Source organism: Paenibacillus sp. EKM206P (assembly GCF_011066155.1).
GTDB lineage: Bacteria > Bacillota > Bacilli > Paenibacillales > Paenibacillaceae > Paenibacillus > Paenibacillus polymyxa_D.
The window spans coordinates 1-10,497 of record NZ_JAAMNQ010000027.1 but is presented as its reverse complement, the minus strand read 5'-3'; the positions used below and the strand labels follow the sequence as shown (position 1 = coordinate 10,497).

Below are 10,497 nucleotides of genomic sequence, written 5' to 3'. Positions count from 1 at the left end.
GTTTCCCCAAATAAAAAATAAAGTGCCGGAAAGTCCGTTGGACTTTCTCGACACTCTGAGAGCCTGAGATCAGGCTCTTTCTTTTTGTTGTTGGTTTTACCCAATTTATTTTTTTCCAAAAAAATGATTCTGGTATTAGAACCTGGTACTAAGACGTGTTATACTACAGTAAGAAAGTGGATCTCATCTTATGTATAAAGGGGAAGGTATAATTTGACAGATCAACAACAATGGCTTGCGCCTGAATATTACAATATGACTTCGGAAATGGAACACCATGAGGCTGATAAAACAGCACTTAAGTGGCTGAGTGAGACAGGAGAATACGAAGAAATCACCTATGGAGAGCTGTTGAAAAAGGCTAACCGACTGGCTGGAGGACTCGCAAGTCTGGGATTTAACAAAGGTGACAGAGTTCTGGTCGTAGTACCACGGCGTATTATTGCGTATGTAATTTATATAGCCTGCTTGAAGCTGGGGCTTGCTGTCATTCCATCTTCAGAAATGCTGCGTGCCAAGGATATTGCATATCGTCTTCGCCATTCTGAAGCACGCGCAGTCATTGCCTGGAACGGAGTAACAGGTGAAGTGGACAAAATAAGCGATGATTTGCCTACTCTGGATTATCGTATCGTGGTCTCCGGGGACGACACGCCAGATGTATCTGGCTGGCTCGTGCTGAATGAGCTGATGGATGGACAGGAAGATACTTTTGAAGCTGTGAAGACGCACCGTGACGACATGGCCATTCTGGCCTATACTTCGGGCACCACGGGAAATCCTAAAGGTGTTGTACATAGCCATGGCTGGGGATATGCTCATCTGCGGATAACATCACCATGGTTGGATATTCGAGCTTCAGACGTAGTATGGGCTACAGCTGCACCAGGATGGCAAAAGTGGATTTGGAGTCCGTTTTTATCTGTACTGGGGAATGGAGCGACCGGATTCGTATATAATGGTCCGTTTCGTCCGGGTCGCTATTTGCAGTTCATGCAGCAGTACGGAATCCAAGTGTTGTGCTGTACGCCGACAGAATATCGGATTATGGCGAAAACGGATGGTTTGGATCAATATGATCTATCCCAATTGCGCAGCGCAGTTTCTGCGGGAGAGCCTCTCAATCAGGAGGTCATTAATAAGTTTCAGGAGCAGTTCAACATTACGATTCGTGACGGCTATGGTCAAACGGAGAGCACATTAATTATTGGTAATTTAAAGGATGCACCTCTGCGTACAGGCTCGATGGGCAAATCTATTGCACCGGGACTCGTTGAGGTCGTAGACGAGGATGGCATTCCGCTGGCTCCGGGGCAAGTGGGCGATATTGCGGTACGCGCTGATCTGCCGGCATTATTCCAAACGTATTACCATGATCCAGAACGCAAATTAACTAGTGTCCACGGAGATTATTTTGTTACGGGAGACCGGGCTCGCAAAGATGAGGATGGATATTTCTGGTTCGAAGGACGTGGGGATGATATCATTATCAGTTCTGGCTATACCATTGGTCCTTTTGAAGTAGAGGAAGCGCTTATGAAGCATGACTCCGTGCAGGAATGTGCTGCCGTAGCCAGCCCTGACGAGATCCGTGGACATGTTGTAAAGGCTTTTGTCGTACTCAAAGCTGGGGTAGAAGGATCACCGGCGTTAGTGAAGGAACTGCAACATCATGTGAAAACATGGACGGCGCCTTATAAATACCCACGAAAAATAGAGTTTATTAAAGAACTCCCTAAAACCAGCTCAGGCAAAATACGAAGAGTGGAGCTGCGTGAACTGGAGAAGCAATCCGTACTGTAATGATGAAATTATTCAATATAATCAAAACGGAACAGGAGCGTGGAAAAATGAGTACATTTGAATCATTGTTGGAGCAATACGCAGAACTGGTTGTAAGAGTAGGGGTTAACATTCAGCCTGGACAGGTGTTTTTGGTAACTGCACCACTGGAAACTGTTGAGTTTACACGCCTGATTGTCAGCAAAGCCTATGAAGCAGGCGCTAAATATGTACAGGTAGAGTTTGAGGATGATTCCATTACACGTAGTCGTTTTGAACATGGTGACGAAGCTAGCTTCGATTACTACCCTGCTTGGAAGGCAGAAATGATGGAGAAATTTGCCGAAGAGGGTGGAGCCACACTAACGATTAAAGTGCCGAACCCCGATTTATATCAAGGCATTGATCCACAAAAGGTATCTCGTGCGACTAAGGCGGCAGCTACGGCGAGAGAAAGTTTTTCCAAATATACCCGAAATCATAAAATTAGCTGGTGTTTAATTAAAGCGCCGACGAAGGCTTGGGCCGATAAAGTATTTGCAGATGTAGCAGAAGAGGATCGTATACGTGTCATGTGGGATACAATCTTCCAAATGAACCGTGTAGATGGCTCTGATCCTATTCAGAATTGGCAGAAACATTTGAAAAACCTTGAACAGGTACAAGACAAGCTGAATCATAAAAAGTATAAAAGTCTCCACTATCGTGCACCAGGAACAGATTTGCGAATTGAACTGGCTGACGGGCATATTTGGCGCAGCGGCGGTGGGGAGAACGAGCGCGGAGATTACTTTGTCGCGAATATGCCGACAGAAGAAGTGTTCACGATGCCTAAGCGTACAGGTGTGAATGGTCATGTCACAAGTACCATGCCACTCAATTTAAATGGACAACTGGTGGATCGCATAACGTTTACCTTTAAGGACGGTAAAGTCACTGAATATACAGCAGAATCCGGCGAGCAGCATCTGACTCATTTGCTCGCTACGGATGAAGGGGCCAGCTATTTGGGAGAAGTTGCGCTGGTGCCGCACGATTCACCGATCTCCAATCTCAATCGTATTTTTTACAATACAGGTATCGACGAAAATGCCTCCTGTCACTTGGCCCTAGGCAGTGCGTATCCATTTAATATGGAAAATGGGACACAAATGAACCGGGAGGAGCTGCTCCAGAACGGTGCCAATGTCAGTCTGACTCATGTTGACTTCATGATCGGCTCAGCTGAGCTGGATATTGATGGCGAACTGCAAGATGGAAGTAAAGAAGCCGTGTTCCGCAAAGGAAATTGGGCTATTTAGTCCTTTTCTCAACCTCAATTCAATCAACCCGCAAACGATCTCATTCGTATGCGGGTTTTTCTATTCCCTAAATCTCAAATCACTCCTTGTTTTGTGAAATATAAAGTGCTAAACTGAGTTCAAACAAAAATTTAAACAATGTTTTAATTGTTGTTTGAAAAGTTGCTTATATAAAGTTGTCCGTTTCATTTGTCCGTTATGATTGAACGAAACAGGAGGAGGAAAAACATGAATCACCCAGACAAAAAACAACAAACCAAAGAAAAAATCTTAGACGCTACGCTGGAATTTATTCAAAAGGAAGGTTTTGAGGCGGTTACAATCCGAAAAATTGCCGATCTGTCTGCTACTAATATTTCATTAGTTAATTATTATTTTGGCTCCAAGGAAAATTTGCTCAGTGAAGCTATTGAAGTGATATTAAATGGCTTTCAACACACCTTTTCTATTTTGGATAATACAGCGATCCCCCCCCAAGATAGACTGAAACAATTTTTACATAACTATTTACAGGTGATTCGTCAATATCCAGAGCTTCTTTCGCGAATTATTGCCATGGGTAGCACGCCCTTCACATCTCAACAGGAATACGGAAGGTTTTTAAACATAATGGGATTTCCAAAGGTTCAGAACACGATCAAGGAGCTGACAGGCGAGCAACAGCCGGAGCGCTTGTTAGCGATGATGCTGCAAATATTCGGAGCTATTTTTCTGCCCGCACTGATGAGTCCGATTCTTGAATCAGGGGCAGTTGTGAAAATACCTTCAATAGAGGAACAATTAAATCTGCTGTTTGAAAGATATTTTGATCAAAAATAAAGCATAGGAGTGACTAATATGAATTATTTGAGAAAATATTGGCAAGATGCAGGGGCTATAATCGGTGTGGTCGTATGTGTTGTTTTGCTTATGAATCAAGCTATCCTTTCGGATATAACAGGCAGGTTATGGTTGAGTTTTGTAGCTATATTGTTTCATCAATTTGAGGAGTACCGCTGGCCTGGATATTTTGCTGGTTTATTTAACAACGTTATGTTTAAAAGTGAAGCACCCGATCATTACCCCTTAAACACTCAATCAGCGATGATTATCAATGTTGCAATTGCCTATGTGTTTTACCTGCTCCCCGTATGGTTTCCGCAAGTAATCTGGCTTGGACTCGCACCCGTTTTTATGGGATTTTTTCAGGTCGTCTGGCACGGTATCGTCGTAAATATTAAAGCAAAAACCCTATATAATCCTGGCTTGTTTACGGCACTTCTCCTGCATGTTCCAGTCGGAATTTGGTATATACATGCAATAGTACAGCGAGACATCCCAACGGCAATAGACTGGATTGCGGGTACGATCTACTTTGTTTTTGCTGTATACATCTTCATCATTAAAGGGAATATATGGTTGAAGAAGAGTGACTCTCCTTACTCCTTTTCTAAACAACAGCTGGGATCTTATGGTCGTAAATAGTGTATATTAGAAAATCATTAATGTCCTTGTTTACAAGTTGGAAACAAGTAGAGGTATTCTGGAAACGAGGTTCGGTTACACTTGGTTTGTACCCATGAACAAGGAAAGAGTGATCTTATAATGAAGCATACACATCAATTTTATGATCGTAAAAAGTTGGCTTACAAGCTAATCACCACTAGTGCTTTATTGGCGATAGGTTTTGCTGTGATGACAGGATGCAGCAATAGCGGGGAAGCAAAATCAACTGCTCCTACTAAAGCAGAAACAGTCACATCGCCTGCTAGTTCTACAGATCAAAACACGGATCTCAATACTAATGGGCAAGGCTCAACCTCAACCTCAACCTCGACCCATCAAGAACCTGCCAATAGTACAGCTACACCTCACAGTAAACACAGCCCTGCAGCCGCTATATTTAGCGCAGCCAAGCAGGGAACCTTACCGAATTTGCCTAAAGGTCTTGGCTTGGGAACTAGCAGCGCTCTTTTATTTGAGCTGTGGGGGAAATCCGAGTCTGGTTCTACTGGCCCTATGAGAAGCTACGCTAAGTATCATACAGACATCATGCTGGATGGAAGCGATAAAGTTACAGAAATTACATCTTCCGATCCAGAATATAAAAAGTTGCTTATCAAACAAATTGTTGACGATTTAGGCCAACCTACGGAAACCGTTGATACCTCTAGAGACATACCTGACACAGCAGAAGCTAATTATACGATCAATAACACATCAGGACTTAGTTATAATTTAGTATTTTCCTATCAAACCAAAACGCAAAAGGTCAATTATATCCGATTATATTTTAACTCTAAAACGCCATAATTGGATGCATATAACAGAGTCGTTTCCGTTAGAATTGCGGAGGCGACTTTGTTCAAGCTCATTGCATTTTTAGGGTATGTCGTTTATACTATTTTGTAATTGATTAATCACTAATCAGAAAACTGTGTTAAATAAAAGGATGAAAAAACATGACTAAAGCTACGTCAACATCTATAAATCGCCAAAAGGAAATCATATCTGCTGCCATTGAAGTGTTTGCTGAGATGGGCTACTACCGAGCTACAACAGCCAAAGTTGCAGAACGGGCCAATATTTCTCAACCCTATGTCTTTCGTTTTTTCGCTACCAAGGAAGCATTGCTTGTTGAAGCCCTGAAGGTTTCATTTACACGTATCATAGATTCTTTTCACAGCGTCATTCATTCGGCCTCATCTGAGCAGCTCGAGCAAGAGCTAATTGCAGCCTATTCGCAAATTATGACGGAATACCGTAATGAAACACTTTTGCAAATGCAGGCGCAGACGATCCGCGAGGATGAGGTTGTAAGCGTGATGCAGCAAGGGTTACGTGAAATTCATACGACGGTGTATGATGCTTTCCGACGGGCAGGTATTGAACAAGCAATGGAAAGAACGATGCTTTTTCTCGCTAGAGGTATGCTGTGTAATATTTCAATGTCGCTGGATTTGCCAGAACTGATGAAAAAAGACGATTAATTTTGGTTTATGTTTATGCATTAGAGTCGCGTTTTTGCGCGGCTTTTTTTGCTTTTAATTTTATTTGTTTAAGACATGATTTTGTTTGCTTCTGAGAAAAAACGGCCAAATAAGTTGACAAGAGAAGCGAGTATCGTTATTCTGATACCCATAGGGGTATATGTATAAAAGATTTAACTAAGCTAAGCCCCTCAAAAAACAGGCGGAGGTTATAGAATGTCATCAACTAACAATATCCAAGCAGATCATATTCTTGATTGTAAAGGGCTAGCTTGTCCTATGCCTATTGTAAAAGCAAGAAAGGCTATGAATGAGCTCGTTCCTGGAAAGATTATGGAGATTCAGGCGACTGACAAAGGTTCATTAGTCGATTTTCAGAGCTGGGCCAAAAACACCGGACATCAATATTTGGGCACTCTCCAAGAAGGAGATGTAATGCGACATTATCTACAAAAAGCAAATCTAGCTGAAGTGAAGAAGGAGCAAGTATTTTCTTCTACGATAAGCCATGAAGAGCTACAAGCAAAATATTCTGACAAAGAGAACTTCATTTTACTCGATGTTCGTGAACCCGCTGAATTTACGCTTAAACATATCCCTGGATCTAAGCACATCCCTCTTGGCGAACTGGAGAACAGACTTTCTGAACTGAACTTGGAAGAAGAGATCGCAGTGATTTGCCAAGCTGGAGCACGCAGTGAAATGGCTTGTCAGTTATTAGTTGCCAAAGGCGCTAAAAAAGTCAAATCTGTGCTTTCAGGCATATCCGAATGGGCTGGAGAGACTAAAGGAAGCGAATCCATATGAGCACACCCAAAACAACGATTGTATTATTCAGCGGGGAGCTGGATAAGGCGATTGCTGCATTCATTATTGCGAACGGAGCGGCAGCATATGATCACGAAGTAACTATTTTCTTTACTTTTTGGGGGCTAAATACGTTACGCAAGGATGAAATCGTGAGCACTAATAAGGGGATACTCGAAAAAGCCTTTGGTTGGATCATGCCTCGTGGACCCAAAAAGCTTGCACTATCCAAAATGAATTTTGCCGGACTCGGTCCACAGATGATCAAGCATGTCATGAAAAAACACAATGCGCTTTCCTTGCCGCAGCTTATAGAGTTGGCACGAGAGCAGGGGATCAAGCTCGTCGCCTGTACCATGACCATGGATTTGTTAGGGCTGCAGCAAGAAGAGCTAATCGAAGGTTTGGAATATGCTGGGGTAGCCGCCTACTTGGGGGATGCTTCCCAGGGCAAGGTGAATCTATTTATTTAGGGTATCCTATTTATTTTTTTGGTTTATAATATACCTATACGTGTATATGGTAAGTCAAAAAAGGAGTGCATTACTTATGGATTACAATTACAGTGATGAACTGAAAACGCGCCTGAGGAGGATTGAGGGACAGGTGCGTGGGGTACTTCGTTTAATGGATGAAGGAAAATCGTGCAAAGACGTCGTTAGCCAGTTATCTGCCGTACGTAACGCATCAGATAAAGCGATTGCCCAAATTGTAGCAGAGAATCTGCAACGATGTATATTGGAAGAGCAAGAGGCAGGAGGAGACACGGATAAGCTGGTTAAAGAAGCGATTCAGCTTCTTGTGAAAAGTAGATAATCTGACTCCGGAGTCCAAGCTAGCGGGCAATGATGTCACTATGCACAAAATTACGGGAGCTGGCATATTGCCTTTGATTAAAGATTATATACTAGCCGTAATTAAAAAGTTCGCTGCCTCTAGTTGGTAGCGGACTTTTTTATTCGGACATTTCAGGAATAATCCTCTGTTTATGCTGAGGTAGGCCGGTGTAAATAACACATAACAAAACAACTTCTTCCGGGAGGCCTATTTATGGAGGTATTTGTTTCGATTGGTGTCAAATTGATCATCAGCTTTTTTGGCTTGTGGATCATTACTTTTATTACAGGGCGGAAAACACTCAGTCAGTTAACACCACTCGATTTCCTAACATCATTGGTGTTAAGCGAAATTGTGGGAAATACGTTATATGACGATAAGGTGACCATTGGACAGCTTTTATTTGCTTTGGCACTATGGTGCGCGCTGGCCTACTTTTTTGAAAAAGCGACGACCCATTTTGTGAAATTTGGATATATGGCAGAAGGTCGAACAGTGCTGCTCGTGGATAAAGGGCAGGTTAATCAAGAAATGCTGGAGAAATATGACATAGAATTTACACAGCTACTCTCCATGCTACGCCAGCAAAATATTTTTTCTCTGCGTGAGGTCTGGTACACTACGTTAGAGACGAACGGCTCCTTGTCAGTCATGCGGAAACCTGAATACGAGCCACCCGCCGCTCAGGATATGGGAATAGATTCACAGCCTGATCTTTTTTCTGTTACTGTCATTGATAAGGGAAGGTTGCTAAATGAATCTATGCGTGGGAAAACAATTGATATTGAAGAGATTAAGGCTAAAGTGCGAGAGCAGGGATATAATAGTATCGATGAGATTGCCTATGCAGAGTTAAGCGAGGATGGAACACTTCATATCGTGCCAATGAGATAGAAAAAGCATTAAAAATAAGACCATTTTGATAATTAAGCCAAAAAAGAGGAGCGAGGTGAAAAGTCAGGGTTGTACTTCCCAGCTCAAACAATGAAATACAGATGATCAACTCTGATACCCTGAGTGTATTTTTACTCATTGCTTCCATTCACTGCTCCATATTTATTTCATGCATTTAATTATCATTTTTAGATCCCAGCAGTTCTTTAAAAGATTTTTGAAATAACCCTATAGAATATTTGAGTCCCGGATTGAGGAGACTACCTCATGAGTTTGAAATTTTTCAGAAAGTGGTGATCAGATTTGAGTTTCTCGGATGATCAGCTTATCTGTCTCCGATTTGAGGACGAACTAGGGTGTTTTGCTAAGGCTGCTGCTCCTCCTATTTATGAGACTGCTCCATTTTTCTTTGATACTTACGAAGATTATGCTGAAGCGGCTAATAATGAAAAGGAGCATTATGTCTATTCGAGGGGAACCAATCCTACCGTTCAGATTGCAGAGCAAATGATTGCTGCACTGGAAGGTGGGGCGGACTGCAAGTGCTTTGCTTCCGGAATGGCTGCTATCAGTGCGGCTTTAATGTGTAGTTTATCCGCCGGGGACCATCTGATTCTGGTCGGACACATATACGAAACCTCCGTCAGCCTAGCTAAATACTTATCGAAGTTCAATATAAATTATACAATTGTACATTCCATTTCTACGGAAGCAGTTGCTGATGCCATCAACCCGCAGACCCGTGCTATTCTTATGGAGTCTCCTACCTCATTCACATTCGATATGGTAAATATTCAGGAGGTAGCTTCGCTTTCCAAAGCGAAGGGCATCCGCACAATCATAGATAATTCATGGGCTACACCCCTTTTTCAAAAACCATTAGAATGGGGCGTAGATATCGTTGTTCACTCCGCATCCAAGTACTTGGGTGGTCATAATGATTTAATTGCAGGGGCAGTGATCGCTTCTAAAGAGATAATAAATCGTATGTATGCTGAAGAGTATGAGTTGATTGGCGGCTCGTTGGCCCCTTTTGAAGCATGGCTACTCATTCGGGGGCTAAGAACACTCCCGCTCCGAATGGAAGCCCATCAGAGAAATGCTCTGTTGGTTGCTCGTTTTCTATCAGATCATCCGGCCATTTCAAAAGTGAATCATCCCGGACTTCCTTCTCACCCACAACATGAGCTGGCATGTAGGCAACTCAAAGGGTATGCCGGATTATTCAGTTTTGAACTAAAAGATTCGGGTTATGAGGATATATGCAGAGTGATCAATAAACTGCGACTGATTCGGATCGGTGTATCTTGGGGGTCTATGGAGAGCCAGGTGATCTCACCAAACTACGGCTTCAATAAGCAGAGTCTAGAAAAACAACACATGCCCGAATCGCTTATCCGCCTAGCTGTAGGGCATGAGCCTGCTGAACTTCTGATACAGGATTTAGCTACAGCTTTAAGCTAAGCTAACTTTCAGGATTTTATCTAAAAAAGCGGAAGTAGCGGTTCCTCCAATACATAAAGAGCTTCTGCTTTTCTGATTTATGATGTTTATACCTGATCAACTTTGCACTTGAAGTAGGAGATAAGAGAGTCTCAGTTGTTCCAGGTAAATCACCGTGTAGAAATACAAACTAGTAAATTGGGAAATATTACAACTTGCCTGATAGGTATACACGTGATAAATTATATATCCAGCCAGTTAAACGGCTGTTGACTTGATCTTTGAAAACTGAACAACGAGTGAGTACGGATTTTGCTTGCAAAATCCAACGCTGAAATTTTGGTACATGCCTTCCAGGCTGTATAAAATGGAAGCAAACAAGAGATGTTTTTTATCTCGTCAGTTTCAACATGAGCTTATCGCTCTTTCTATAAACCAACTTCGGTTGGTCTTTAATGGAGAGT

The 10,497-nt window shown here is 42.4% G+C and carries 11 protein-coding genes; all 11 read left to right on the top strand.

The annotated features are described in order from the left end of the window. Positions 1-213: 213 nt before the first annotated feature. The 11 genes from G9G53_RS25410 to G9G53_RS25360 all read left to right on the top strand — a co-directional run bounded on the left by G9G53_RS25410 (position 214) and on the right by G9G53_RS25360 (position 10,054). Positions 214-1,803: an acyl-CoA synthetase gene (locus G9G53_RS25410; protein WP_069012580.1), complete on the top strand. Its 1,590-nt coding sequence runs from the start codon at positions 214-216 to the stop codon at positions 1,801-1,803. 47 nt (positions 1,804-1,850) lie between these two features. Beyond that, the gene (locus tag G9G53_RS25405; protein WP_029516797.1) at positions 1,851-3,083 is read left to right on the top strand and encodes an aminopeptidase; all 1,233 of its coding nucleotides are present in this window, start codon (positions 1,851-1,853) and stop codon (positions 3,081-3,083) included. A 228-nt stretch (positions 3,084-3,311) separates the two neighbouring features. Continuing rightward, entirely contained in the window at positions 3,312-3,902 is a 591-nt protein-coding gene (locus tag G9G53_RS25400) for a TetR/AcrR family transcriptional regulator (RefSeq protein WP_029516796.1), read from the top strand. A gap of 18 nt (positions 3,903-3,920) precedes the next feature. After that, positions 3,921-4,547, top strand: a complete 627-nt coding sequence (locus G9G53_RS25395) for an HXXEE domain-containing protein (protein ID WP_165150853.1) — start codon at positions 3,921-3,923, stop codon at positions 4,545-4,547. Positions 4,548-4,667: 120 nt separating this feature from the next. Next, on the top strand, positions 4,668-5,375 hold the full coding sequence (locus G9G53_RS25390; RefSeq protein ID WP_165150852.1) for a DUF4309 domain-containing protein: 708 nt from the start codon (positions 4,668-4,670) through the stop codon (positions 5,373-5,375). A gap of 149 nt (positions 5,376-5,524) precedes the next feature. After that, positions 5,525-6,052 (top strand): TetR/AcrR family transcriptional regulator, encoded by a 528-nt coding sequence (locus G9G53_RS25385; protein ID WP_029516793.1) that lies wholly within the window; start codon positions 5,525-5,527, stop codon positions 6,050-6,052. Positions 6,053-6,268: 216 nt separating this feature from the next. After that, a complete protein-coding gene (locus G9G53_RS25380) occupies positions 6,269-6,859 on the top strand; it encodes a sulfurtransferase TusA family protein (RefSeq protein WP_165150851.1) in 591 nt (196 codons plus the stop codon). Further along, complete coding sequence (locus G9G53_RS25375; RefSeq protein ID WP_029516791.1) at positions 6,856-7,332, top strand: DsrE/DsrF/DrsH-like family protein; 477 nt, start codon at positions 6,856-6,858, stop codon at positions 7,330-7,332. The genes G9G53_RS25380 and G9G53_RS25375 overlap by 4 nt, the downstream gene beginning before the upstream one ends. Before the next feature lie 76 nt (positions 7,333-7,408). Further along, a complete protein-coding gene (locus G9G53_RS25370) occupies positions 7,409-7,675 on the top strand; it encodes a metal-sensitive transcriptional regulator (protein ID WP_013310304.1) in 267 nt (88 codons plus the stop codon). A 234-nt stretch (positions 7,676-7,909) separates the two neighbouring features. Continuing rightward, positions 7,910-8,590 (top strand): YetF domain-containing protein, encoded by a 681-nt coding sequence (locus G9G53_RS25365; RefSeq protein ID WP_165150850.1) that lies wholly within the window; start codon positions 7,910-7,912, stop codon positions 8,588-8,590. 303 nt (positions 8,591-8,893) lie between these two features. Then, entirely contained in the window at positions 8,894-10,054 is a 1,161-nt protein-coding gene (locus G9G53_RS25360) for a trans-sulfuration enzyme family protein (RefSeq protein WP_165150849.1), read from the top strand. Positions 10,055-10,497 lie beyond the last annotated feature (443 nt).